The organism is Myxococcales bacterium (assembly GCA_016699535.1).
Lineage (GTDB): Bacteria > Myxococcota_A > Polyangia > Polyangiales.
The window spans coordinates 3111264-3136769 of record CP064980.1; the positions used below are offsets into that span (position 1 = coordinate 3111264).

Here is a 25506-nt window from a genome sequence, read left to right on the forward strand (position 1 = left end):
AACCAGGTAACCTTTTTCCCTACGTGTTTAGGGACTGTATTTTTTGAATAAGCCTTGTTTAGCATCGTCAAACAGTCATGGACCCTGGCATCCGATCTGGCAAAGTCACCATGCTTTCATTGGTTTTTTTGTTTGTCTATGTAGCGCAAAGCCAGGCCGAAGAACAGATTTTTAGTTCCGAAGAGCTCGAGCAGCTTAATCAAGGCTTACTTGTGACCCGACCGCAGAGCCAACTGAAAAAGGGGATGTTCCTCTTTGGTGGAAACAGTTGGCAACTTATCAATGCCAAACCGCAAGAGGTGTGGCAATCCCTACTCGACGTCGAACGCTTTCCTAGCATAATTCCAAAGACAGTGAGTTCAGAGCTCTTATCGGAACATGAACAGCGACGCGTTGTTGCGATACACCAAAAAGGAGGGCCTTTTGATATTAACTACCGTATTGTCTTCACGGTAAAAATCCCTGGCAAGGAACTTCTTTTTCGCATTGATTCCTCTCACGACGGTACCGCGACGAAAGCATGGGGCTTTTTTCACATCGCGCCTTACAACGATCGAAAAAGCATTCTTAGTTATGGCGTACTAAGTGACATCGGGAGCGGAAGTGTCCAGGGAATGATTCGTCCCCTGCTCCAAGAAAAACTCCTCAAAGTTCCTTTTTACCTAAAACGCTATCTCGAACGCGGCGGAAAGTTTCGCTACACCCAAAACCTTCCAACTCAACATCGGAAGCCTAAGGTTGATCGCTCGATAGCCAAGCTAGGGCGTGTATTCGCCATCGCCAGCAAGAAAATACAGTAGCGCCATGCGCACAGCCACTCCTGCTTCGACTTGGTCCAAGATTAAACTTTGAGGACCATCCGCCACAAGAGGATCAATCTCCACACCCCGATTCATGGGGCCAGGATGCATCACCAGCGCGTTTTTCTTCGCTAGCTCAAGGCGTTTTTGGTTGATGCCGTAACACTTTGCGTACTCTCTTAAACTCGGTATGCATGCGCTCTTGAGTCGTTCCTGCTGGATGCGCAAGGCCATCACCACATCGGCACCTTCCAAAGCGCTTTCGACAGAATGAAACACTTTCGCACCAAGGCGCTCAATACCAGGCGGAATCAAAGTGTTGGGACCAACCACGTGCACTTCGCAGCCCATGAGTTTCCAAAGCAAAATATTGGATCGCACGACACGGGAATGCATCAGATCCCCACATATCGCGATACGCAAACCGTCGATCGATCCCAAACGAGACCGCAATGCAAAGGCGTCAAGCAATGCTTGGGAGGGATGTTCATGCATGCCATCGCCTGCGTTGATGACCCGCACATTTGTTTTCTCAGCCACAAAATCAGCAGCACCCGAAGCTTGATGACGAATCACAATCACATCCGGACACATGGCTTGCAGGGTCCGGCAGGTATCGAGCAAGGTCTCGCCCTTACTTACGCTTGAACTACTGCCAGAGACATTAATCACATCGGCGGACAAGCGTTTGCCCGCGATTTCAAACGAAGTCCTGGTACGTGTAGAGGGTTCAAAAAAGGCGTTGATGATTGTTTTCCCTCGCAAAGTCGGTACCTTGCGAACTGCTCTTCGTGACACTTCAAAAAAAGCTTCGGCTGCATCAAATATTTGCTCCACATCGCCGCGACTAAGCGCCTCGATGCCAAGCACGTGGCGGTGCCGAAAAGCTTTTTCTTTTGCTAAGCTCATTTATCCAACCCTATTTCGCAATCTGACGAATGCATCTTCAATCTTCTCCGAATCAACGCATGCATCCAGGAGCACACCCTCTGGGACTTTCACTTCGCGACCCACAAAATCAGCCATAATGGGAAGCTCTCGAGCACCCCGATCACAAAGCACCGCAAGCCATATTCGTCGCGGGCGACCATAATCGAGCAAACACTCTATTGCTGCTCGGATAGTCCGACCTGTGTGAAGAACATCGTCCACCAAAACAACGTCTTTGCCTTTGATATCAAAAGGCACATGACTCGGTCCTATTTTAGGGTCAGGAAGCGCGGACGCCGCATCATCCCTATAAAGGGAAATGTCGACTGTTCCGACGGGAACCTCGAGGCCTTCACTTTTGCGTATGAACTCGGCCATCCACGTTGCAATTGGCACGCCACCACGGCGCACCCCAACAAGAGCTAACTGCTGCGGGCCGTGAGTTTGCTCAACGATTGCCATGGCCATACGCTGAATGCTGCGTAATACATCCTTTGCATCCATGATGGTCTGCTCTGAGCCCTGCATCTAAACCCCGTGTTTATGCCCCAGTGGGCATTGGGTCAAGCTCCTTATGCGAAGCGCCGAGTTTGTAGGTCAAAAAGCATTACACCCTCGTGTTTTTAGCCTCAAAAGGGTAACTTCGGACTCGAGCTCGATCATGCCCACAAGCTCTATCCCTCCAACAAGCGAAATCATCCACCAAACGCTGCATCACAGCGAAGTGATTTTCGATATTGCTGAAAGCGACCTGAGCGTCTTGGTCCGCGAAATCGCCAAGCGAATGCGTGCTCAAAGCAGACTTTCAGGCACCCAATACAGACGAATTAGCAACGCACTTGCCCATCGTCATCAACCCAGTCCAAAGAATCTCGGGCATAGTGTTGGCGTATTGCGAGTCACTTTCCCTGGAACGGGGAACGCCCGTTGCTCATTGCTCAGGCTTCATCAGCCCTGCTATGCCGAAGACGGAGCCTCTTTGGAGTTTCTTTGGGTCGTATTCGAAGCAGACGGAGTCACGGATCCACGAGACGCTGAACTCGAGCCCTTTGGTTGGATGCTGCATGATTCGCGATTTGGAAGCCAAGCACTAAGCGCCGATTCGCCGGAAGCATTGCTGGAGGTCTACGAGCGCTATCTTGCTTTTGTTGAATCACCCCCAAAACCAACACAAGACAGTGTTCCGCCAGAGCTCCGAAAAACAAACAAACTTGCAGGAGGACTGCTTAACGACATCAAACGACGTGCGCCCTTTTATTTCAGTGATTTTTCAGATGGCCTGCACCCGAAAGCCTTAGCATCAACCTTGTTTCTCTTTTTCGCGTGCCTGGCGCCTGCCATTGCGTTCGGGGGATTGCTCACCGTGCTTACGCACGGACAAGTCGGTGTGGTCGAAATGCTTGTAACGCACACGTTATGTGGCATCGTCTATGCGCTTTTTTCAGGACAACCACTCACGATTCTAGGCAGCACGGGCCCGGTAATTATTTTCATGGGGATTCTTTACGGCGTATGTGAACAAGCCGGCCTAAGCTACCTACCCGTGTTGGGCTGGATTGGCCTTTGGACGATGGCCTTTATCTTTGCTTTCACTATTTTTGAAGCAGGCAGTCTCATGCGTTGGTTTTCGCGTTTCACCGATGAAACCTTCGCTGCGCTCATATCACTTATTTTCATCGTCGAAGCAGGCAAAGATATTTTACGAGGATTTACGGACGAAAGCCGGAGTTATCAAGGAGCTCTCTCATCGCTCGTCCTTGCACTTGGCACTTACGTCATCGCCACACAACTGTCGCGATTTCGACGCAGCCCTCTTCTGCTTCACTCCGTGCGTGAATTTCTCGCTGATTTCGGACCAGCCATTGCTATCTTCACTATGACATTCGTGGCTTGGTCAATGCGTCACATCGACCTAGTCTACCTCTCCGCTCCAGAACACTTTGGCACAAGCACAGGGCGCGCCTGGTTCGTTGATATTTTTCAGACCCCATACTGGGCACGTTTGGCCGCCGCATTGCCTGCGCTCCTTTTTTCCGTGCTTGTCTTTCTCGATCAGAACATCACGGTACGGTTGGTCAATGCTCCGCAACATAAACTAAAAAAAGGAGCTGCCTACCACTTGGACCTTTTGGTCGTAGGCGTTCTTATTGGCATATGCTCCTTGTTTGGCCTGCCTTGGATGGTTGCCGCCACAGTACGGTCGTTAAATCATGTACGAAGTCTCGCTCATGTAAGCAGCCAGGGTGGTCAAGAACACGTCGTGTCGGTCATCGAAACAAGACTCACGGGCCTTTCGGTGCATGTCATGATTGGCCTTTGCCTTTTTGTACTTCCTTCTCTTCGGGCCATCCCGATGTCCGTGCTTTTTGGCTTGTTTTTGTTTATGGGCATCAACTCAACACGTGGCAACCAATTTTTCGAACGCATCAAGTTATGGGTCACCGATCCAAACATGTACCCTCCTAAGCACTACACGCGCCGTGTTCCCAAAGCGGTCGTCCATACCTTCACCGCAATACAAGCACTATGCCTCACCATGCTTTGGATCATTAAGGCTTCGATTCTGGGAATTATCTTTCCTTTGTTTATTGGCCTGCTGGTGCCTATTCGTCTACTCATGACTCGCTTTTTTGATCCCACACATCTAGCTTTCCTGGACGCGGAGGAAGTTCCCGACGAAGAGATGTACCGAGAGTTTGACTAAAGCATTTTCCAATACAATCGATTTGATTCTCGCTTGTCCAGAGCGCCCGATGCTGCGTTGCTCCTCCTCGCCGCAGCGAAGCGAGGACTGTTTGAGCATGGGGCCCCTGGGCCTCGTCGCCTCAAGCCTTTTTATCTAACCTTGCGATTCAAAAATTTCGAGCCGAAAGCGGAGCGCTATTAATACTGTTCTGCAGTGGGCGCGTGCGGAGTTTCGTAAGGCATTTTCTCGCCCTTTTCCGAACGTTGTTTCATTTCGTATTTGGAAGGACATCGCGGAATGACTTGGCTTGCTAAAAAGCTACCGTCTTTATTAAGCGTTCCTTCAACCGTGACGGTCAAACCCTGACCGTCGCGAAAGGTATCTGGGACAACACACTGCGGAAACCGCACCGCCATGATTTTGTCTTTTTTCTCCAGCACGAAACGCCACTCGCAGGGCTGTTCTCGAAATTTGACCGAGCCCTGTCGAAGGTCACCTTCAACGCGCAATTGTTTACCTTCGAACATAGCAGGCGTGTCGACAACTTCATGAACAAGTTTGGAGTACACAAAAGCATCCGAAGCATCGCTTCCAAACAGCAAAAAACCGACAGCGGTACAAAGCAAAGTAAAGACAATGCCGATTTTCGCCCAACCTGGCAGCCGACGTTTTGGTGTAACACTAGGATCAGTAATTTCAGATGGCTCGTTCATGGCTCTTTCTAGTATGAAGCAAAATCCGCCTGCTCGCCATGGTACTTGCCCGTAACCATAGCAAAAAACCCGCAAGCACATGAAGCTTACGGGTTTTTTGTGATTTAGAACAAGCTGTTTTTACTGGATCAAAATCTCAGAAGAAACCAGCTAGTTTTAGCGCAATAACGAAAGCGTAGAGCACCAAAGACTCAATAAGCGCTAGCCCCAAAAGCATTGGCGTAAAAATCTTGCCCGATGCATTTGGATTTCGAGCAATGCCATCAAGTGCAGTTGCCGAAGCTTTGCCCTGACCCAAAGCACCACCAAACGCGGCGATACCAATAGCCAATCCAGCAGCAAGATAGGAAATCGCCTGCTGACTGAACTCATTGGCTGGAGCGCCACCCATTTGAGCAAAGGCAGGCATTGCCACCATTGCTGTCCCACAAAACACCAAACATTGCCTCATCATTTTTTTCATCGAAAACTCCTTAGTGTTCCCCGTGTTCAATCGCCAAAGCGATATAAACTGTTGAAAGCAAACAAAAGACCACCGTCTGAACGACGACGACCAACGACCCCAGTACCATCACCAAAACAGGCACTGGGATAAACACACCAACCACACCAAGCCCACCCACTACCAAGCCAAGAATAACGGTAAGCAACGTATGGTCAGCAAACATATTTCCCATCAAGCGAATCGACAGCGACATGGGTCGCACGATATGACTGATGGTTTCAATCACGAACATCAATAGCATCAAAGGAAGGGCATACCACTTAATAATCGGACCTAGGAAGTGCTTAAAATAAGCAATGCCGTGCTCTCTGATACCAAAGATATGTGTCGAAAAGAAAATCACCGAGGCGCAAGCCAAAGTCGTATTGAGCGAATCGGTCGGTGGCGAAAAACCTGGAACTAGGCCGAGGGAGTTTGAAACTAAAATAAAAAGCGCGCAGGTACCGATGAGCGGCAGAAAAAACTTCGCCGCCTTTTTGCCCATCATTTCGGTCATCGAGCCATAGACCATTTGCACCACGAGCTCGATAAACACAGCTGCGCTAAAGGTATCCTCGGGCACGAGTGCTTTTTCGGTGTCTGCAACCTTCTTGTAGGTAAGGAAGCCCAGGAAGGTCAATAAGAGCAATACAAAAACGGCGCCAAACACGTGACCCACGGGGACCGATTGGTGAGCAATCCAAGTCTCACCGAAGCCCTGCGCAGCACGTTCGACATCCTTAAAAAAAGGAAGAAAATTAAACCAAGTTTGACCGTGTGGCATCGTTTTACTCTCCCTCTTCCAGCGAGGAGCCGGCGTTGTTTATCAGACTCCCGGCAAGAATGCCAACGACCATGGTGCTAAGACCGACAATAAAGCCCAAAGGATGCAATTTTAAGCTAGAAAGTGCGATCGCCATGAGCAAAAACAGGGCACTCATCTTTAGAACATAGATAAAAACGACTGCGGCTGGAGCCAGGCTCTGGCGGCTAAGCCTTTTGCCGAGCCAACGAAGAGCAGCCCAGTTGGCGGCACCAAGCAGACAGCCAGCGCACAGGCCAAGAGCAGTCTGGACGCCGAAAAGCAGACCACAAGCCAGGGCCAAAAAGGCGCCCAGCCCAAGAATCCAAATAAAAACAGCGTCTTTTTTTAGGATTTCCATGTCACATCTTGTCCAAATCAACGGTTTTCGCCAAACGATACAAAGCGCGAAAACCCGTTATACAGCCCAATACCAAGCCAGTGATCTTCAAATAGGGGTTTGTACCAAAATGATTATCCAACCAACGACCGACGAGGTAGCCAACCACCATGGCAAGCACCAATTCCAAGCCCACAATGCTCACTCGCGCTGCGACTTTGAGCTGCTCTCGCCCTTCTGGGTCTATTAATGGCATATTGGACCGTTTTCCCAACCCTTTACCGGCGATAGGCAGACACTAGTACCTCGACGTGGCGCTGGGTAGCATGGGGTCACTTATAGGGTCAAGCCGACTGTTTTAGACGCAAAAAAGCTTTTTCCATCGCTTTTTTAGTTAGGCTAAGCACCTCAGCATCATGGCAAATCGAGACAAAGGCGGCCTCGAACTGCGAGGGCGGCCAATAGACACCTTCCTGCAATAGGCTCCGATGCCATTGGGCAAAGGCTTTCGTGTCGCAAGCCGATGCATCATCCCAGTGCCGCACCGGACCTTTGGTGAAAAACACAGTTAGCATGGAAGCCACACGTTGCACGCACACTGTCACGCCAACTTGGTTTGCGGCCTCGAGAATGTCTCGCTCTAGTTGAGCACCTGTCTTTTCAAGGGTCTCGTAGACTGCGGAGCGCTTGAGCTGACTCAGCATTGCGATGCCCGCCGCGGTCGCCAAAGGATTTCCGCTTAAGGTGCCTGCTTGATAGACCGGTCCCAAGGGAGCAACCTTTTGCATCATTTCGGAACGTCCTCCGTACGCGCCAACCGGAAGGCCTCCTCCAACGATTTTTCCAAAACAACTTAAATCAGGACGAACACCATAACGAGCTTGCGCACCCCCGTGATGCACACGAAAACCCGTCATCACTTCATCAAACACCAACACCACACCCGCTTCGCTACAAAGCTCACGCAGCCCTTGAAGATAGCCTTCCTGAGGAGGTACGCAGCCCATATTTCCTGCTACCGGCTCGATAATCAGAGCCGCAATGTTGTCCTTGTGCGCCGTAAAGACCTGCCTAACCGCTTCAATGTCATTGTAAGGCACAAGTACGGTCAGTTCGGCAAAGGCCTTCGGCACCCCGGCGCTGTCCGGACTGCCTAAAGTGGCTGCTCCACTACCCGCTTTGACCAGCAGATAATCAGCTCCACCGTGGTAGCAACCAACGCATTTCACAATCATATCCCGGCCAGTAAAGCCGCGCGCCACGCGCAGTGCACCCATCACCGCTTCGGTTCCGCTGTTGGTCAGGCGCAGCATTTCCATGCTCGGCACCGCCTCGTTAATTAGCCGCGCAAGGTCAAGCTCGGCCTCCGTCGGAGCACCAAAGCTCGTACTGCGCTCAGCAGCGTCTTTGACGGCTGCGATGACATGAGGCTCCGCATGCCCCAAGATCATCGGTCCCCATGAACCGATGTAGTCAATATACGAATTGCCATCGACATCTTTGAGCCAAGCGCCTTTGCCGCTTTTCATCACCACCGGTTCGCCACCCACCGCAGCAAAGGCTCGGACGGGCGAATTGACACCACCAGGTATCAATTGCCGCGATTGCTCATAGATCGAAAGGGATTTTAAGTCCGCACCCATACTCTTGCCTCCAGGACGCACTCGTGGGTATCCCGTCTTGGGTCTACCTTGCGCCACCTGAACTACACTATCTAACCTATTTTAGAAAAGTCACTTCCAGCTCATGTTCAGAAAACGTGGATAAAACTTAGCGCTCCCCCCGTGTTTTTCTATATTCTCTCAAGGTCTTGGCAGCTGAATTGAAAAAAACGGATACTTGTCATCATCATTGAAAACGGCTTCGGAATAAATACAGAACGAAACTGTTCTGCCCTACAGCGGGCATAAGGGAGAAAATGGCCATCCAATCGTCTTTGGGGACCCCAGATAGAGCAAGACAAGCGACGGTTTCCCCTTTTGATATGGCTGGCTCTATGTGCACACGGGCTCGAGGAAAATACCGAAGTGGCCTTGCCACGCCTTTGAATCGGTGGCATTCGCGCAGCCAAGCTAAAAGTTCATCCCGCATGAAACGCCATAGAACCCCAAAGCATCAGAGCAACTGCAGCAACAAGCTCTTTGCTAGCGTTGCAGTAACTATAGCGTTTGCCGTTGGCCTCTTTTTATCAAGCGCTGTTCACCACCAACGTTTTGACGCCGGCTATCACCACAGCCTTAGCGACTCTTCGAACCAAGCATCGCTCAGCCAGCGTAATAATTATCGCTACGCCTATGCGACCATTTCAAGTAGCTCTGAAGAAGCCGGTTCTGAGGAAGAAAACAACGAAACACAAAAAACCCGTCGTGCAGACGATATCCTAGTCCAACCAACGGCTGAGTTCGTGCTTTTCTTTGAGCGCGCCCTGAGTGGTTCAGAGGACTATCAGCCGTCGGAGCGACATGCTCCTCGCGCACCCCCCTGCGCCTGACGAGAATTCCCTAACGAAATTTTCGTCTCCAGCAGGTCGGTTGATGCAAGTCCTAGATGCTCAGGGGTACATTCATTTGTTAATGCGTGAGGAGAAATATGTCTCAGAAACTATGGTCTGCGCAGACACGTAGCACACTCAAAGATGATTTTAAGTCAGGTTTTTTGGTCTTCCTTATTGCCTTACCTCTGTGCCTTGGCATTGCCATGGCAAGTGGTTTTCCGCCAGTTGCGGGCGTACTGACCGCAATTGTCGGCGGCGTCGTTGTGACCTTCCTTGGAAGTTCACGACTAACAATCAAAGGGCCTGCTGCAGGCCTTATTGTTGTCGCGCTTGGTTGCGTGCAAGAGCTTGGCGGTGGTGACCTTCATACGGGGTATAAACGAGCGCTCGCTGTTGGCGTAGCTGCAGCAGCGCTCCAGATCTTATTTGCTTTGATGCGTATGGCCTCGATAGGCGTCGTGATGTCGCCATCCGTCGTTCACGGCATGCTTGCCGCGATTGGCGTTATCATCGTCTCAAAGCAAGCGCACACCCTTGTTGGCGTTGCTCCGCATGCAAAAGGGCCGCTTGCCCTACTCGCCGAGATTCCACAGAGCATCGTCCGCGCCAATCCTGAGATTCTCATTCTTGGATTTTTATCACTCATCATACTTTTCGGGCTCCCTTACATTCGCACGAAATGGGCCAAAGCAATTCCTGCGCCCATACTGGTTCTCGCCGTTACGGTGCCACTTGGGCTTGTGTTCGGACTCGACCACCCACACGACTATTGGCTTTTACACGGCCACTTTCACGTCGGACCGGAGTACTTGGTTCAACTCCCAGGGGCTTTGATCAATGCCATCGCATTTCCGGATTTTTCAATGCTGTTTAGCTCAGCATCGTTGAAGTATATTGCTATGTTTTCGTTGGTCGGGACCATCGAATCAACACTAAGTGTCATTGCAGTTGATGCCCTGGACCCAGCGAAAGACCGCTCTAACCTGAACAAGGATCTACTCGGAGTCGGTGTGGGTAATCTTATTTCCGCTATGATCGGCGGTCTTCCAATGATCTCTGAAATCGTTCGTAGTAAGGCGAATATCGATGCAGGAGCCAAATCGAGTTTTTCGAATTTTTTCCACGGCGTATTTCTTCTTCTCTTTGTCGCACTCGTGCCCCAGTTGCTTCATGAAATCCCGCTTTCAGCACTCGCCGCAATGCTGATTTACACGGGTTTCCGCTTGGCTTCACCCTCGCAGTTGGTCCACATCAAGCAAATCGGAATGGATCAACTTGCGTTGTTTGTGACCACCCTTTTGGTGACTTTGGCAACGGATCTGCTCGTCGGTGTTGCTTCCGGCATAGCGCTGAAGCTGATTCTTCATTACCTACGAGGGGTACCCCTCTCTTCGGTATTTCGCACGCGCATAGAAAGCAAACAAGAGGGATCCGACCTGGAGATAAAAATGTACGGAGCTGCGATCTTTACAAGTTTGCTTCCGCTTACGCGTGCGATCGGGGAGCTTGGCCCAGCAACCAAACGCGTACTTTTGGACCTATCGGAGGTCGCGGTGGTTGATCACACCTTCCTCTCTCGTCTACACGGAATGGCAGCGGAATGGCCTCATACAGAACTTGTACTGGTAGGTATGGACAAACTGCAAGCAACATCATCTCATGCGCTAGCTACGCGCAGGAAGCAAAAATGATTCGTGTAATGGAGAACGAGGCCCTGCTGGCTAAGTTCTTCCCAGACAATGTTCCTTCGCTCGAGGCGATGCTCGAGCAAGCTGCAAAACTTCTTCCAGAACAAGCAGTGTTGCAGTGGTTCGTCCACCACAACACCTTGCATTCGTTTGAGCATCTGGAGTTTGAAAAAGCAGTCATCACGGCATCCGCCAAACTGGGAACGGAAGCCTTCCAATCCGAGGCGAAATACCGAGACTTCATGGCAAGTGGGCGCATCATAGAAGCCGACCTCGACTTTGCCTTGCAGCCATCGGAGCAGCGCGACGAGGCCGAGCTCTTTGTGGGCGGCCCGACTGTCTATGCCTTTCGAAAAATGCGCTTGAAGCATCTTTTTGAGATTCCGCAAGGTTCCGCCTTAAATTGGCTGTTAAGCGAAGGCAATATCAAAAAGGAGATTCAGCAGGACGTCGCCCCGGAACGCAAAGCACAGCTTCTGGAACAAGCTAAGTTTCGATTTGGCGAACTCCCAGCAGCGACTCAGGAAGCATTGTTGCTCGAGAGTTTGTGGAATGCGCTGCACAATGCCACCGCAGAGACTCACACGGAAAAGCCCCTCCCGCGTCGACGTGATCAAATCTTAGAGCTCTTTGGCATCGATACCGATGATTGGGTTCACTCGATGATGATTCGCCTTGCCGGAGCCTATCTTGATCAGGGACTGGCGTACTGGTCGATGCCAAATCGGGAAAGAGGCTTTTTGAATGCTTTCCGTAGTCTCTATAGTTTGCCCTATGGTCCCCCCGATCGCTGGCGCAGAGCTTTGAGCGAACTGTTGAAGCAGCAACATGGATGGTCTGCCGAGCAAACCGTGCGTTGGACACTGCAGGAACTTTCCGTGCCGGAACATCTGTGGCCGACTTATATCGAAAAAACCTTGCTTTCATTGCGAGGCTGGGCCGGTATGTTTAGGCAGTTCGAGCTGGATCCGAAAAAAGCACCCGTTAAAGCATGGCCTGCTACTTTGATGGACTATCTTGCGGTGCAACTCATTTTGGATCTGCTGGCCGTTCGTTACGCGCTAAAGGAGCAACTTGGCGACGAGAGTGCTTTTGAGAAAATCGAGCAAATCCTGTCCGAAAAAATGTCACGCGTTGAGAACGCTGAAAAAGATTTGAGCCTTGTATACGAAGCTTTTGTACTTGCTCAGCATTCTGATTTAAATCTTGGCGTCTTTTTTGATTTACGAAACTGCGCATGTTGGCTTGACGAAGTAAAGCGCTTCAACACATTGGAAAGAAAACGTCTGCTGCAACGTGCCTTTGAACATCGGCACCTGGTGCACATTCTCGACACCCTGCAGGTGGCGGAGCCCATTGAGCCCCAAAATACGCCAGCGGCATTTCAAGCAGTCTTCTGCATTGACGATCGAGAAGAATCATATCGTCGACATCTTGAAGAAGTCGACCCTTCCTTTGACACCTACGGCTACCCAGGCTTTTTCGGCGTAGCCATGGCCTATCAAGGCCCCACAGACGTCCGTCCGCGTGCGCTGTGCCCCGTGTCCATGCAGGCCACGCACTTTGTACAAGTCGTTCAGGACCAGAAAAACAAATCCATCTTCTCGCACTGGCATCACATGTTGTTCGTCGGTAGTTCAACCTTGATCCGCGGATTTATCATTACGCTGTTTGGAAGCTTAGCGGCAATCCCCCTCATCTTCACGGTGCTCTTTCCGAGGCTGTTCGCCTCATTGATCGCGGGATGGAGCCCATCGATAAGAAAAGGCGACCGCTTGCTCTATGAACGCCAGAACAACATCAAAGAAAGCGACTTGCCCATTGGCTACACCCATGAGGAAATGGCCAACGTGGTAGAAAAAATGTTGAGAGAAACAGGTTTGGAAAACAAACTCTCAAACCTTGTCTTTTTAGTTGGTCACGGATCCATCAGCGTTAACAATCCACACCTTGCAGCCTACGGCTGTGGCGCAACCGCAGGAGGCTCGGGAGGGTCGAACGCTCGCGTGTGCGCCTCCATGGCCAATCATCCTCGAGTCCGCGAGATCTTGGCGAGTCGCGGCTTGCCGATTCCTCAAAACACCCACTTTATTGGATGCCTACACGATACCTGCACGGACGATGTGTTTTTGTTTGATGAAGAGGATGTTCCGTCGGAGCATGAAGCCGCTATAGCGCGCGCGAAAAAAGCATTTGGCGAAACAGGTCTGCGAAATTCCAAAGAGCGCTGTCGTTTGTTTGGCGTCGTTTCCACCTCGATATCACCCAAACAAGCGAAAGCCATCGTGCATCGCCGCTCCATTGACCTTTCGGAACCGCGCCCCGAATACAATCACACGAAAAATTCGTTGTGCATTGTCGGACAGCGCAAATGGACACGCGGCCTTTTCCTCGATCAACGTGCTTTTCTTGTGTCCTACGATCCAAAGGCGGATCCAAGCGGGGAGCGACTCGAAGAGGTGCTTATGGGTAGTGTGCCCGTCGGCGTTGGCATCAACCTCGAGTATTTTTTCTCACACGTGGACAACCGAATCTATGGCGCCGGCTCGAAGCTTCCTCATAACATCACGGGACTCTTCGCCGTTATGGATGGGCATGCATCGGATTTACGCACAGGGCTTTACCAGCAAATGATCGAGATTCATGAAGCAGTACGTATGGTCTCCGTCATCCAAGCGTCTCCTCAGGTTCTAAAATCAGTCATGAAAAACCGTCCTGGCATTGAAAACTTGGTTAAAAACAAATGGCTCGAGCTTGTGGCTTGGGATCCAGAAAACCAAGCTATCTCCTGGTTCAAAGATGGCGAGTTTCAAGACTATGTACCAGAATCTGATCTTGTGCCTCTGTACAAAGACTCGTTGGACTATTGCGAAAACACACGCCTGTCCCTTCCCTTTGCCAAAAGAACTTGTTCTGCTGACGAAAGGCAGGTCTAGATGCCTTGGGAATCTGTAGCCATCACCTCCGTCATCGCCTTGCCTGCCTTAGCATTTACTTACCTTGCTCTAGCCTCGTGGTTCTCGATTCGCCTTTCTGAAGACCGGATCAATCTCGTCGTCGGCTTGAGTTTTGCAACGGCCGCTACAATCGGCACGGTGCTCGTAATCGATATCTGGGTACATGATGCGGTTCACTATCACGTCGACCTCGGCACGTTTTTCGCTGTCGAGCACTACAGCTTTCACTGGGACCTGATTGCTGACCGGCTGTCCCTGCCCTTTGTGGTGTTTTCCTCCGTGCTCACCGGCGTCATCGGCTCTTTTTCAAGGCGTTATCTTCACCGCGAGCCCGGTTATCGTCGCTTTTACATGTTGCTTTGCATGTTTGGAGCGGCAGTCAATTTGCTCGTGCTAGCCGCTAACTTGGATCTCATTTTTTTCGGCTGGGAAATCGTAGGTTTAACCTCAGCACTTCTCATCGCGTACTATGACGAACGAAAAAAACCCGTCGAACACGGCCTGCTCGCGTTCTTAACCTATCGTGTTTGCGACATAGGGCTACTTGGGGCTGCCGTTTGGCTGCATCATACTGTCGGAACATCAGCCACGGTCATCTCCACACCCGCCGAACAATGGCACGGTTTTGTTGTTCCGCCTCACACTTTTGATGCAACGTTGATAGCGTTTCTGCTTCTTTGGGCATCGCTAGGCAAAGCTGCGCAACTTCCCTTTGGAGGATGGCTGCCTCGTGCCATGGAAGGGCCCACGCCATCGAGCGCGATATTCTACGGCGCTATTTCCGTGTCTCTCGGGCCCTATCTGCTATTGCGAGCGGCACCCATTATTCATGCAGCTCCACTCAGCGCTATTGCGATCATTGGCATTGGAGGTCTTACAGCTATTCAGGGAACCCTAATTGGCCGTGCGCAAACCGACATAAAGAGCAGTTTAGCTTACGCGTCCATGGCTCAAATCGGCATCATCTATGTTGAAATCGGTCTCGGACTTAATCTCCTTGCGCTTATCCACATCGTAGGGCACGCCGCCTTTCGAAGCTTGCAAATTCTTCGTTCACCAAACCGCATCGCCGACTACCACAACCTTGAACGCACCATTGGAGGTCCGATTCCTGAAACAGGTTTGCATCTTAAAAAACGAGTGCCTTGGCTCGTGCAACATTGGCTCTACCGTCAAGCCTTAGACCGCGGATATTTCAACGTGTTTCTCAAAGAGTACGTTGTCGGTGGTTTTCTGTTTCTATTCAAAAAGCTAGACGATCTCGACAACCGTTGGGTAAGTTTTCTCGATTCTAAAACGACTTTCCTGAATCCGAGCACTCGTTCCGGAAAAGATCAACCATGATTGCGCTTAGCCCTCTTCTAATTGCCTTTATGTTCTGCATCGCGGCATTGCTCGTAAGACGTCAGCCCGATGCAAAAAAAGCCAGAGCCTTTTCGGTCATAGCCACCGGTCTCGGTTTTTTTGTTTCCCTGGTTTTTCTCGGCATCGAGCAGTTCTTTCCGCAAGCTGAGCTATCTGCTGCAGCTCACCAAGTGGTATTGCTGCCACCTGGTCTACTAAGCTTTGCGCCAACCGTTAATTGCGTGATCGGTATGTTGGCGGTCTCACTCAGTTCGGTCGCCACCCATCGAAGTCGAAGCTACGCGAACATTCTGGCGTTATTGCTTGTTTCTTTGACCTTCGTCGCGCTAACGGACCCGATGGCCTTGTTTTTCCTCTGGGCTTTCTCGGCATGGATTGTCTACTCGGAACTACGAGAAAGCAATCGCACTCATAAAAGCGCTCAACTCTTTTTGATTTACCATATTCCGAGCATCGTGCTTTTTGGCATCGGAGCATGGCTGCACTCCGAACAAGTCACCACCCTCAGCATGATTTGTTTAGTTCTCGCAATTGTCATTCGCGAAGCAGTGATCCCTCTGCACAGCTGGTTTCCGCTGTTCGTATCACAAGCTCCCATGGGCATCGTCGTTGCATTCGTTGCACCGCAAATTGGCGTCTATGCCCATCTCACTCTCCTTTCAGAAAGTCTTCCATCCTCTTTTGCGCATCACATTGCCACCGTCGGTGCAATCACTTCAATTGCAGCGGCAACACTGGCCATCGTGCAAAAAGATGCCAAACGAGCACTGGCCTTTCTTATGATGAGCCAAACCGGTCTTGTGGCCTTTGGCCTCGAGAACGAATCGTCAGTGGGCTACTTTGGCGCGCTACTTACCTGGCAAGTTCTGGCCCTAGCAAGTTCCGGTTTCGCGATGAGCCTTAGCGCGCTTGAAGCCAGACGCGGGCAGCTTTCCTTGAATGCGCCAGGGGGAAACTTCTCACGCACCCCGCATCTAGCTACGGCATTTTTGCTTCTTGGTTTTGCGACAGTCGGCTTTCCTTTGACCATAGGCTTCATCGCCGAAGACCTGTTGGTGCAAGGCTCAGTCGCGGAATATCCCCTGCTTGGCATTAGCTTGATCATTGCGACTGCCCTAAACGGAATGACCGTCATGCGTGCCTTTTTCGTTTTGTTTTCCGGAAGCAACACCCACATCGGCGAGCAAGACCTTTGCTTGCGAGAACGCATAGCACTCAGCGTCGTTCTAGCCGTTTTGCTGATCACAGGAATCCAGCCACGCTTGCTCCTTTCTTTTGAGGCGCAGGCACTGCCGGAACAACCCCCTGTTCAACAGACTAAATAACTTCTCGAGCTAGATTCCTTCGAAAATCTCTCCTGGGCTTTCCAAACCCACGCGCTTTGCGCCGGCGACAACTTCCTTTTTTTCTCAACCGCCGCAAGTCCCGAAGTAAATCTATCTCTGCCCGCCAAGTACTGAAAATCCCATCGCTTGGATCTCACAGCACGGAAGCGTCCTATGGAACTTGAATGTTCTGCCTTTGTGCATCACATTGCTTTGCATGAGTGAACACACAAAACACCAGCCGCATATTGTGATCGTAGGCGGAGGATTTGCTGGCCTTGCTGTTGCCAAAAGATTGAACAAAGCGCCTGTAAAAGTGACCCTTATTGATCGCTGGAACCATCATCTTTTTCAACCTTTGCTATATCAAGTGGCCATGGCAGGTCTCTCGCCGGCCGATATCGCGGCACCCATCCGCGCTATTTTGAGAAAACAGAAGAAGGTAACGGTATGGCAAGCTGAAGTGCAAAGCGTTGATGCCCAAGGCAAGGAAGTCGTGATGCGGCATGGCTATCGGCTTCAGTACGACTACTTGATTGTCGCCACCGGGGCGCGCACAACTTACTATGGCAACGATCAATGGGCAAAACACACCATCAGTCTTAAAAGTTTAGACGATGCCATAAACATTCGCCGCAAAGTACTTCTGGCTTTCGAAGCAGCGGAGCGTGAAGCAGACCCCGACACAAGGCGACAGCTTCTCACTTTTGTGGTCATCGGTGGCGGACCGACAGGCGTTGAGTTGGCTGGGTCGTTGGCTGAACTTTCAAAGCGTGTCCTTGCGAGTGACTTTAGGCAGATTCATGCCGGAAGCGCGCGTGTGGTGCTTGTTGAGGCTGCCGAATCTATTCTCAACGCTTTTAATCCCAAACTCCGGGATTCAGCCATAAAGCAACTCAAAGAGCTAGGCGTGGAAATCTTATTGAATCAAGCGGTAACGGACATCACAGAAAGCGGTGTCCATTTCAAAGATAATTTCATTCCTACCAACACAGTCCTTTGGACGGCTGGCGTGGGAGCGAACTCGTTGTCTCAAGCGCTTGATGTGGAGCGTGACAAAAATGGCCGCATCAAGGTCGATAAGCAGTGCCGTGTCCCGAAATTTCAGAATATCTTTGCGATCGGTGACATAGCCCATTTTGAGCAAGAAGGTAAAACACTCCCAGGTGTTTCCCCTGTGGCCATTCAGCAAGGGCGTTACGTGGCACACTTGATTGCAGAGGAAGCAAAGCGCAAAAAATTTTCTAAAAGCTTTCTCTATTTTGACAAAGGCACGATGGCGACTATCGGTCGCTCTCGGGCAGTGGCTGAAGTGGGAGCGATAAAGATAAGCGGCCTGTGGGCATGGCTTGCCTGGCTCTTCGTACACCTTTGGTATTTGGTGAGTTTTAGAAACAGGCTTTTCGTTTTTTTGCAATGGTGTTGGTCGTATATCGCTTACAAACCCGGTGCGCGACTTATCACAGGCGGAGAACTACCCCCGCATCCAAAAAACAAAGTTTGCTTCCAAACCAGAGGGTTGCGCAAAGCGCAGCATCGACAGAGTAGCCCGCTACACTGAGGAGCTTAAAGAACAGGCCTACCGCGCGGAAGGTTAGATTTTGAAAGGCAAGTGAGCGAAAGAAACCCCACAAATGTGAACAGGGAGAACGAAGTCATCGCCGTGCCATCGGCCCTCTTTTTATTCGCGTCGCTCTATCGCTTCGGCGTGCAGGCGTAGCAAGTCAATGTACTCGTTTTGTTCTGCTTCGACGGGGCTGCCATCGTACCAAGTAAAGCTATAGTGATCCCACTCTACAGGACGTGCATCGTAGCTGTACATCCACGGAAACGCGCCATCGACGATGCCTTTTTCGGCAAGCGAAAGCCAAGCCGAATAGATGTCTCGACGTTCTGAGAGCTCAAACAAAGCGCGATCATCCCGTGCTGGATTGAGCAGACCAAACTCACCCATGAGCAAAGGGATTTGACTTTGCGCTAGAAGGTCGTGATGGAGCCTTGCCCACGTCTCACACACGCGCTTCGCTTCATACGGCGAAGCACCCCAAGCCTCGGGATAGCAGTGGATCGAAGCGATATCCACGCATTGAGAGTTTAAAACAAACTCCGTTGCTTGACTGCCATCCAAAAGCCAGCTCGCAGTAGCTTGTTCAAGAAACAACAACTGGCTTGAGTCTTCAAGTTCACCATAGAAGTTGCCAAAGCCAGTTTCACCGCTCGCTATGAGTTGTTTTGCGCCAAGCGCACGCAGCTCGCCTGCCATCTCGCAATACCAATCACTCAAACGCTGCGCACTCGTCCCCCAGCCGCGTGGCTCGTTCATAAGCTCCCAAGCCAACACCGCGGGCTCATCACGGTACTGTCGTCCAGTTTCACTATTAACCCGCAACATCAATGCACGCAGATAGCTTTTAAAATGATCACGCAAACTGTCTTCAACAAAAAACGCGCCGCGATCATCTTGTTTGTCATGCGGATAAGCGTTCCACGCCAAATACTGATCCACACCGCCATAAGCCGTCCAATAGTTACTCACCGACAGGATTAAGTGCAGGCCATAGCGCTCCGCCATCGCGATCACATGATCCAGACCGCGAAAACCAGCTTCGCTGTAAATCCCTTGCTCGATTTGGATCACTGAATCTTTTTCAGGAGCATCGTTGAAACCATTAGTGCGCACTGTGCTGACACCAAGTTCGGCAAGCTCTCGAAAGACTTCGTTTACAACCTCGCTCACCGTGGCTCCGGCTGCGAGTTCTCGGCTGGCTTCTTCTTGCAAGTAATAAGCGTTGGTTCCGCTGAAGCCGTAAGGCTTGCTGTCCAAAGTCAGTCGTCCCCACTCTACTGACACATAGTTTGAAGCAGATTCATCCGGCAACTCATCTCCGCATGAAACACAAATCAACACAAACGCGATAAAACATAGCCTGTGGCAAAGGATGATGGATGTCATGGAATGATCTGCTTGCTTGGCGCCATACGCTGAAAACCGTTAAAAAGAAATCCTAGCCCCATCCCGCAACATGCCACATATGGCATGTTTTACCGACATTTAGCGCCAAAAATGGCTTTTTTTGGACAAATTAATGCCATTTCTGTCCAAGGCGCAACTGCATGGCTGAGATCGGAATATTTGCCGCGTGCTGAGTGTTGCTCCACTGACCGCCGGTATGTTAATGGAACTTTCGCGAAATAGCTCGTGTCACTGACTCGGTCGCTATGGCTCGACAGTGCCTAATACCGGAGCTGTAAAAAGGAGTAAGAACATGAATGATGTGCGGGTGATCAATGAAATGGTGCAAAAAGAGAGCGCCTTTGTCGATCCTATCCTCCAAGAGATCCGCAAGGTGATCATCGGCCAGGATCACATGATCGAACGCCTTCTTATCGGCTTGCTTACCGGCGGTCATGTTCTTTTGGAAGGTGTTCCTGGCCTCGCAAAAACGCTGACCGTAAAAACCTTGTGTCAAACCATCTCGGCCAAGTTTCAACGTGTGCAATTTACGCCCGACTTGCTACCGGCCGACTTGGTGGGCACGGTGATCTACAATCAACAACGCGGAGAGTTCTCAGCCAAGAAAGGCCCTATCTTCGCCAACTTGGTGCTCGCCGATGAAATCAACCGCGCGCCTGCCAAGGTTCAAAGCGCGCTGCTTGAGGCCATGCAGGAACTGCAAATCACAATTGGCGATACGACTTACAAGCTTGAGCAACCCTTTATGGTGATGGCCACGCAAAACCCCATCGAGCAAGAAGGCACCTATCCCTTGCCTGAAGCGCAAGTGGACCGCTTCATGCTTCACGTCAAGGTGCCTTATCCAGCGCGCGATGAAGAACGCAACATCATGGAGCGCATGAGTCAGTCCGCTTTGCGCGACATAGCCAGCAGCGAAGGAAGCAAAACCAACACGGTGCTCGAACCACGTCGTCTGCTCGATGCTCGAAGCGTCGTTGCAGAAATCTACATGGACGAGAAAACCAAAGACTATATCGTCGACATTGTGCTTGCCACACGCAATCCTGAAAAAGCAGGGCTTGCGGATCTCAAAGACATGATCGCTCACGGCGCATCACCGCGCGCAACCATCGCGCTCAACCTTGCATCCCGCGCTCATGCCTTCCTAAAGCACCGCGGCTATGTCACGCCCGAAGACATCAAAGCCGTTGGCCCCGACGTGCTCAGGCACCGTGTGCTACGCACCTACGAGGCCGAGGCCGAAGAAATTAGCAGTGATGATATCGTTAAACGTGTTTTCGATACGGTTGAAGTCCCGTGAGTGTGTTTTGAGGCCTTTATGTTTGCAAGGACTTCGCGTGAGCTTTCCATATCTTCGGCTTTCAGGCTCGTCGCTCGTCGGGAAGTACAGTCGTACGTCCCTTCTCACTCCTCACGTGCGCTCGAAGCTAGGAAAAGCTCACGCGAAGTTGTGCATAAAAAAAACATTACCGCATATCTCTCCCAAAGCATCAAGCATTGCGAGAACATGATAGCCGGAGCAGAGTCCCGTGATTCCTAAAGAGCTGATAAAGAAATTACGCAAGATAGAAATCCATACCTCTCGCTTGGCCAATGAACAGTTGGCCGGAAGCTACCAATCCGTTTTTAAAGGCCGAGGCATGGCTTTCAGTGAGGTGCGGCAGTATCAACACGGCGATGACGTGCGTTTTATCGACTGGAACGTCAGCGCACGCATGAACGATGTTTACGTCAAGCTTTTCACCGAAGAGCGTGAAATGACGGTCATGCTTTTAGTCGATTTGTCCGCATCGCAGCGCTATGGCGTCAAAGACCGCAGCAAAATCGAGGTCGCTGCCGAAATTGCTGCCCTGATGGCCTTTAGCGCCATCAAGAACAACGATCGCGTGGGCCTTATTCTCTTTACCGACACGGTTGAACGCTTCGTGCCTCCTAAGAAAGGGCGTGCTCATGTCATGCGCGTCGTGACTGAAATCCTCAATGCCCAACCAACAAGCAGTGGCACAAAGCTTAGCGATGCTTTGGATTTTTTTGGCAGTGTGAGTAAACGACGATCAGTGGCTTTTTTGATCAGTGACTTTAAAGATCACGATTATGAGCGCTCATTACGTGTTGTAGCTAGAAGACACGACATCATTCCCGTTCAAATCGACGATCCGACGGAATACGAACTGCCTTCGACCGGACTCTGTTTAGCTCAAGATCTTGAAAGCGGGGAGTTACTGGAGCTCGACCTGAGTTCGAAAGTGGTCCGCAATGCTTTTCATCGTCACGAAGCCAAAATCCGTCTCATGCGCGATCAACTGTTCAGCAAGTTGAGCCTGGATACGGTTAAGGTGCGTACGGACCAACCTTATATTAAGCCCATTGCTGCCTTGTTCCGGCGTCGGCAAAAACGCATGCGAGGGGCTGCATGAGAGCGTTATTGAGCCTGTTGCTGCTTTGCTTTATCAGCGGCTCGGCATCAGCGCAGGGCGCAAACACCCCCCCTGCACTTACGGTTGAGCCCCGAGGCGGCAGCAAAACTGGCCAGCTTTTGCGTGCAAAGCTCAGCATCACCGTTGCAGACACAGTCACTGTCGCAATGGCAAAGAGTGATTTTGGCCGTCTGGAGATTCACAGCAAAAAGCATCACGAGCTTCGAAAAGACAATCAGATTCAGCATCGCTTTGAGTTCATGCTCCTTTCGCTCAAACCCGGCCCCGTGACTATTCCGCCTTTGACCCTTCAGCTTATTGATCAAAACGGCGAGATCACAAAAGTTGAATCAAACTCGCTTACACTCAACATCGCATCCTGGCTTGCGAATGAGCCCAATGCAAAACTCAAAGGCGCCTCCAAAGACGACGCCACTCGGCCCCACCAAGTATGGCAAGATGACTACTTGCTGCTCTGGTTGTGGCTTACGGCGCTTGCTCTACTACTGCTAATCGCCACGGTTTGGCTGATTGCTAAAAAATGGCAGTCCTATGCGCAAGCACGAAAGCCGCCACCGCCACCTACCCCCCCATGGGAACTTGCTGAAACAAAACTTAGAACGCTAGCAAAGGATCGCGCAGCTCTGTTTGAGCAAGGCAAGGGAGAAGAGTTTGTCGACCGCCTTAGTGATATTCTGCGTGAATATCTTGGTTTACGCTATGGGTTTGAGGGGCTTGAGTGCACATCCGATGAAGTCATCGCCCACCTTAAAGCCATTCGACCCGAGGGTATTTCCATCGAAGCTCTAATTCTTCGTTTCAGCGATTATGATTTGGTGAAGTTCGCTAGAGCCGACGCGCAAGAACAACGAGCCGAAGAGCTCATCGCCGAAGTTCGCGCGCTCATCAACAAGAGCCGCATGAAGGTTAACGACGAAACAGCAAAGGAGCCTGAGCATGTCTAAACGCTCCAGACGCTACGCTTGGCTCACCCTGTTGTATACGAGCGCGCTCTTTATAGCCTGCGCTCTACTTGGACTCTACCTGGCCAAACACTACTACGAGCTGCCTTTGCGCATTGCAGCCTTTCGCTTTCAAAGACCTTGGGCTGCCCTGTTGTTTTTAGCGCCGCTGCTTGCATGGATAGCGCAAGGCTATCTGTCCCTGAATCGTAGCCCTCGTTTTTTGGCACCCTTTGTTTCCGAGCTCGCACATTTTCCGAAAAGCATCAAAACACAGCTGAGCCCTCTTGTTCCGGCATTGCGTGTCTGCGCATTGTGTTTTGTTGTCATCGCATTGATGCGGCCCCAAAGCATTCACGCCAAGCAGTCGACACAAAGCGAAGGCATCGACATTGTCCTTGCCATGGATCTTTCGCTGTCCATGCAAGCCGCGGACATTGTACCGAATCGCTTCGTTGCCTCCACCCAAGTTGTTGCTGATTTTATTGAACGACGACCAAGTGACCGCATCGGCGCGGTAATTTTTGGCAAGAACGCTTATACGTTGATGCCGCTTACAACGGACAAAACGGCTTTGCTTAATGCAATTTTAGAACTTCAACTCGGTATTATCGACGGCAAAGGCACGGCCATCGGCAACGCCGTAGGCGTAGCGCTCAACCGACTGCGTCCCTCCGAAGCAAAAAGCAAAGTGGTGATCGTGCTAACTGACGGTAATTCGAACGCCGGAAACATCGCGCCCGAACAGGCCGCTGAATACGCCAAAACCATGGGCGTGAAGATTTATACCGTTCTGATGGGGCAGTCTGATGACGCGCTGGTGCAGCGCGGCAAGGGGATCTTTGGTTTTGCGTTAATGGATCGCGGTGAGTTTCCCATCAATCCGGAGCTGCTCGAAAAGATGGCCACCGAAACCGGCGGCAAAGCGTTCTTGGCCACGGATCGCAAAGGACTGGTTCGCAGCTTTCATCGCATTCTCGATGACCTTGAGCGCTCAAAGATCGAAGAGTCCGGTGCAGTATACGGCGAGCTCTTTATTCTTCCGGTGGCCTTTGCTCTCTGGCTTTTGTTTATCGAAGTACTGCTCAGTCAACTTTGGTTAAGGAGGTGGCCATGAGTTTTGGTGCACCTTATCTATTGTGGCTTCTTACGCTACTTCCCCTTGTGGTTTTAGCCCAGATCTATGCTTTCATCGCACGAAAAAAGACCTTGATACGGCTTGGCAACCCAGATCAAGCCCGCCAGATGATAGTAGGCGATGCGCGCAAATGGCGTGCCGCCAAGAATGCACTCATCTTGTTTGCGCTTGCCTTATTGATTGTCAGTTTGTCCCGGCCTCAATACGGCACTCGCACTCTGCTGCTTCGCAAACGAGGCATCGACATCGTCATCGCTCTTGATTTTTCAAAGAGTATGTTGGCTCAAGACGTCAAACCCAATCGCATCGAGCGCGCAAAGAGTGAGATTTTGCGTTTTATCGAAGGACTTCGTGGTGACCGTGTTGGCATTGTAAGCTTTGCCGGTGAGACCATGGAGTTTCCGATGACCACGGACTATTCTGCGCTCCGCCTTTTCTTTCGCGACCTTGGACCAAACGATTTGCCTGTGGGCGGCACCGCCATCGGGCGTGCACTCATCGCAGCCAAGCGCTTGATTGAGCGATCGAACGAGAACGAGACGCAACCGAGCAAAGATCAGGCGCAACGCGTCGTGCTTTTGCTTACGGACGGCGAGGACCATGAAGGAGATCCCGCTGCCGCCGCCGAAGAACTCGCTGCCGCTGGGATCAAACTCTACGTCATCGGTATTGGGTCGCGAATCCCGGAGCGTATCCCCAGTTACGCGCCCGATGGAACCTGGACGGGCTATTTGCATGACGAGCAAGGCCAAGTCGTCACTACATCCCTGAGCGCTGAAAACGAACAAACGCTCAAACGCTTGGCGAAAATCACTGACGGTCAGTACTACCGTGCAGGCAAAGGGAGCGTCGGTGCGGCTGAACTGCGACGCACGCTAAGACAGCTCAAGCAAAGTGAACGTAAGAGCAGGCGTATTGTGCAGGCTGAAGACCGCTATACCTTGTTTGTCTTGGCCGCCTTTTTGCTGCTTTTCCTTGAAGCGCTGCTGCCATTGGCCTGGTTTGCTCACGATCGAAAGCAGGTAAAACCATGACTGCTTTGAGACGATTCAGCCCTAAAGCTCTGTTTTGGTACATTTTTGTGTTGCTGCTAGCGCTGAGCATCGCCGCACTCGCCGTCTCCTATGCAAGCTCTTGGCAGCCTTTGCGCTCGGAAAACTCTCAGGTCAAACAAGGCAACCAAGCCATGTTGGCAAAGGACTACAAAAAGCACTCAGCTACTACGACAAGGCAGCTAAAGAACTACCGTCGAACAATGCGGTGCATTTAAAACCGTGGACTTGCCCTACGCGCTCTTGGCAAAAACGATCAAGCCATGCAAGCCTTTTCCTTAAGCACTGACTCAGAAGGCAGCGTCGCTACGCGAGCGGAAGGCTTTTTAATCTTGGAATCCTTCATTTCGAGCAGGGCGATGCGCACACTCAGAAG

General features: G+C 51.1%; 23 protein-coding genes. 14 read left to right on the forward strand and 9 right to left on the reverse strand.

Going from position 1 to position 25506, the window contains the following annotated elements:
• Positions 1 to 77: 77 nt before the first annotated feature.
• Positions 78 to 800: a hypothetical protein gene (locus IPJ88_14735; GenBank protein QQR89439.1), complete on the forward strand. Its 723-nt coding sequence runs from the start codon at positions 78 to 80 to the stop codon at positions 798 to 800.
• Here the strand turns inward: IPJ88_14735 and IPJ88_14740 are convergent.
• Complete coding sequence (locus IPJ88_14740; protein ID QQR89440.1) at positions 759 to 1709, reverse strand: aspartate carbamoyltransferase catalytic subunit; 951 nt, start codon at positions 1707 to 1709, stop codon at positions 759 to 761. The genes IPJ88_14735 and IPJ88_14740 overlap by 42 nt on opposite strands.
• Positions 1710 to 2234: a bifunctional pyr operon transcriptional regulator/uracil phosphoribosyltransferase PyrR gene (gene pyrR / locus IPJ88_14745; GenBank protein ID QQR89441.1), complete on the reverse strand. Its 525-nt coding sequence runs from the start codon at positions 2232 to 2234 to the stop codon at positions 1710 to 1712.
• A 553-nt stretch (positions 2235 to 2787) separates the two neighbouring features.
• Here pyrR and IPJ88_14750 point away from each other — a divergent pair.
• The gene (locus tag IPJ88_14750) at positions 2788 to 4434 is read left to right on the forward strand and encodes an HCO3- transporter (GenBank protein ID QQR92053.1); all 1647 of its coding nucleotides are present in this window, start codon (positions 2788 to 2790) and stop codon (positions 4432 to 4434) included.
• Positions 4435 to 4613: 179 nt separating this feature from the next.
• Here the strand turns inward: IPJ88_14750 and IPJ88_14755 are convergent, their stop codons facing one another.
• The 6 genes from IPJ88_14755 to hemL form a co-directional block, all read right to left on the reverse strand.
• A complete protein-coding gene (locus IPJ88_14755; protein QQR89442.1) occupies positions 4614 to 5129 on the reverse strand; it encodes a cytochrome c maturation protein CcmE in 516 nt (171 codons plus the stop codon).
• Between the two features lie 136 nt (positions 5130 to 5265).
• The gene (gene atpE, locus IPJ88_14760) at positions 5266 to 5592 is read right to left on the reverse strand and encodes an ATP synthase F0 subunit C (protein QQR89443.1); all 327 of its coding nucleotides are present in this window, start codon (positions 5590 to 5592) and stop codon (positions 5266 to 5268) included.
• A 10-nt stretch (positions 5593 to 5602) separates the two neighbouring features.
• On the reverse strand, positions 5603 to 6397 hold the full coding sequence (gene atpB / locus IPJ88_14765) for a F0F1 ATP synthase subunit A (protein QQR89444.1): 795 nt from the start codon (positions 6395 to 6397) through the stop codon (positions 5603 to 5605).
• A gap of 4 nt (positions 6398 to 6401) precedes the next feature.
• Positions 6402 to 6776, reverse strand: a complete 375-nt coding sequence (locus tag IPJ88_14770; protein ID QQR89445.1) for an ATP synthase subunit I — start codon at positions 6774 to 6776, stop codon at positions 6402 to 6404.
• A 1-nt stretch (position 6777) separates the two neighbouring features.
• Positions 6778 to 7011, reverse strand: a complete 234-nt coding sequence (locus tag IPJ88_14775) for an AtpZ/AtpI family protein (GenBank protein QQR89446.1) — start codon at positions 7009 to 7011, stop codon at positions 6778 to 6780.
• Positions 7012 to 7099: 88 nt separating this feature from the next.
• Positions 7100 to 8398, reverse strand: a complete 1299-nt coding sequence (hemL, locus tag IPJ88_14780) for a glutamate-1-semialdehyde 2,1-aminomutase (protein ID QQR89447.1) — start codon at positions 8396 to 8398, stop codon at positions 7100 to 7102.
• 446 nt (positions 8399 to 8844) lie between these two features.
• Between hemL and IPJ88_14785 the strand changes: the two genes are divergently transcribed.
• The 6 genes from IPJ88_14785 (at position 8845) to IPJ88_14810 (ending at position 18145) form a co-directional block, all read left to right on the forward strand.
• Entirely contained in the window at positions 8845 to 9246 is a 402-nt protein-coding gene (locus tag IPJ88_14785; GenBank protein QQR89448.1) for a hypothetical protein, read from the forward strand.
• Positions 9247 to 9344: 98 nt separating this feature from the next.
• Positions 9345 to 10940: a SulP family inorganic anion transporter gene (locus IPJ88_14790; GenBank protein QQR89449.1), complete on the forward strand. Its 1596-nt coding sequence runs from the start codon at positions 9345 to 9347 to the stop codon at positions 10938 to 10940.
• Entirely contained in the window at positions 10937 to 13873 is a 2937-nt protein-coding gene (locus tag IPJ88_14795) for a DUF2309 domain-containing protein (protein QQR89450.1), read from the forward strand. Before IPJ88_14790 ends, IPJ88_14795 begins: the two co-directional genes overlap by 4 nt.
• On the forward strand, positions 13874 to 15238 hold the full coding sequence (locus IPJ88_14800) for an NADH/ubiquinone/plastoquinone (complex I) (GenBank protein ID QQR89451.1): 1365 nt from the start codon (positions 13874 to 13876) through the stop codon (positions 15236 to 15238).
• On the forward strand, positions 15235 to 16584 hold the full coding sequence (locus tag IPJ88_14805; GenBank protein ID QQR89452.1) for a hypothetical protein: 1350 nt from the start codon (positions 15235 to 15237) through the stop codon (positions 16582 to 16584). The genes IPJ88_14800 and IPJ88_14805 overlap by 4 nt, the downstream gene beginning before the upstream one ends.
• A 217-nt stretch (positions 16585 to 16801) precedes the next feature.
• Positions 16802 to 18145 (forward strand): NAD(P)/FAD-dependent oxidoreductase, encoded by a 1344-nt coding sequence (locus tag IPJ88_14810; protein QQR89453.1) that lies wholly within the window; start codon positions 16802 to 16804, stop codon positions 18143 to 18145.
• Between the two features lie 120 nt (positions 18146 to 18265).
• Here the strand turns inward: IPJ88_14810 and IPJ88_14815 are convergent, their stop codons facing one another.
• Positions 18266 to 19537 carry a cellulase family glycosylhydrolase gene (locus IPJ88_14815; GenBank protein ID QQR89454.1) on the reverse strand — a complete coding sequence of 424 codons (1272 nt, stop codon included), beginning with the start codon at positions 19535 to 19537 and terminating at the stop codon, positions 18266 to 18268.
• Between the two features lie 313 nt (positions 19538 to 19850).
• Between IPJ88_14815 and IPJ88_14820 the strand changes: the two genes are divergently transcribed.
• The 6 genes from IPJ88_14820 to IPJ88_14845 all read left to right on the forward strand — a co-directional run bounded on the left by IPJ88_14820 (position 19851) and on the right by IPJ88_14845 (position 25348).
• Positions 19851 to 20861: a MoxR family ATPase gene (locus IPJ88_14820; GenBank protein ID QQR89455.1), complete on the forward strand. Its 1011-nt coding sequence runs from the start codon at positions 19851 to 19853 to the stop codon at positions 20859 to 20861.
• A 229-nt stretch (positions 20862 to 21090) separates the two neighbouring features.
• Positions 21091 to 21978, forward strand: a complete 888-nt coding sequence (locus tag IPJ88_14825) for a DUF58 domain-containing protein (GenBank protein QQR89456.1) — start codon at positions 21091 to 21093, stop codon at positions 21976 to 21978.
• Positions 21975 to 22943 (forward strand): hypothetical protein, encoded by a 969-nt coding sequence (locus tag IPJ88_14830; protein ID QQR89457.1) that lies wholly within the window; start codon positions 21975 to 21977, stop codon positions 22941 to 22943. The genes IPJ88_14825 and IPJ88_14830 overlap by 4 nt, the downstream gene beginning before the upstream one ends.
• A complete protein-coding gene (locus IPJ88_14835; GenBank protein QQR89458.1) occupies positions 22936 to 24057 on the forward strand; it encodes a VWA domain-containing protein in 1122 nt (373 codons plus the stop codon). Before IPJ88_14830 ends, IPJ88_14835 begins: the two co-directional genes overlap by 8 nt.
• On the forward strand, positions 24054 to 25112 hold the full coding sequence (locus tag IPJ88_14840; protein QQR89459.1) for a VWA domain-containing protein: 1059 nt from the start codon (positions 24054 to 24056) through the stop codon (positions 25110 to 25112). The genes IPJ88_14835 and IPJ88_14840 overlap by 4 nt, the downstream gene beginning before the upstream one ends.
• Positions 25109 to 25348: a hypothetical protein gene (locus tag IPJ88_14845; GenBank protein ID QQR89460.1), complete on the forward strand. Its 240-nt coding sequence runs from the start codon at positions 25109 to 25111 to the stop codon at positions 25346 to 25348. Before IPJ88_14840 ends, IPJ88_14845 begins: the two co-directional genes overlap by 4 nt.
• The last annotated feature ends 158 nt before the right edge of the window (positions 25349 to 25506 follow it).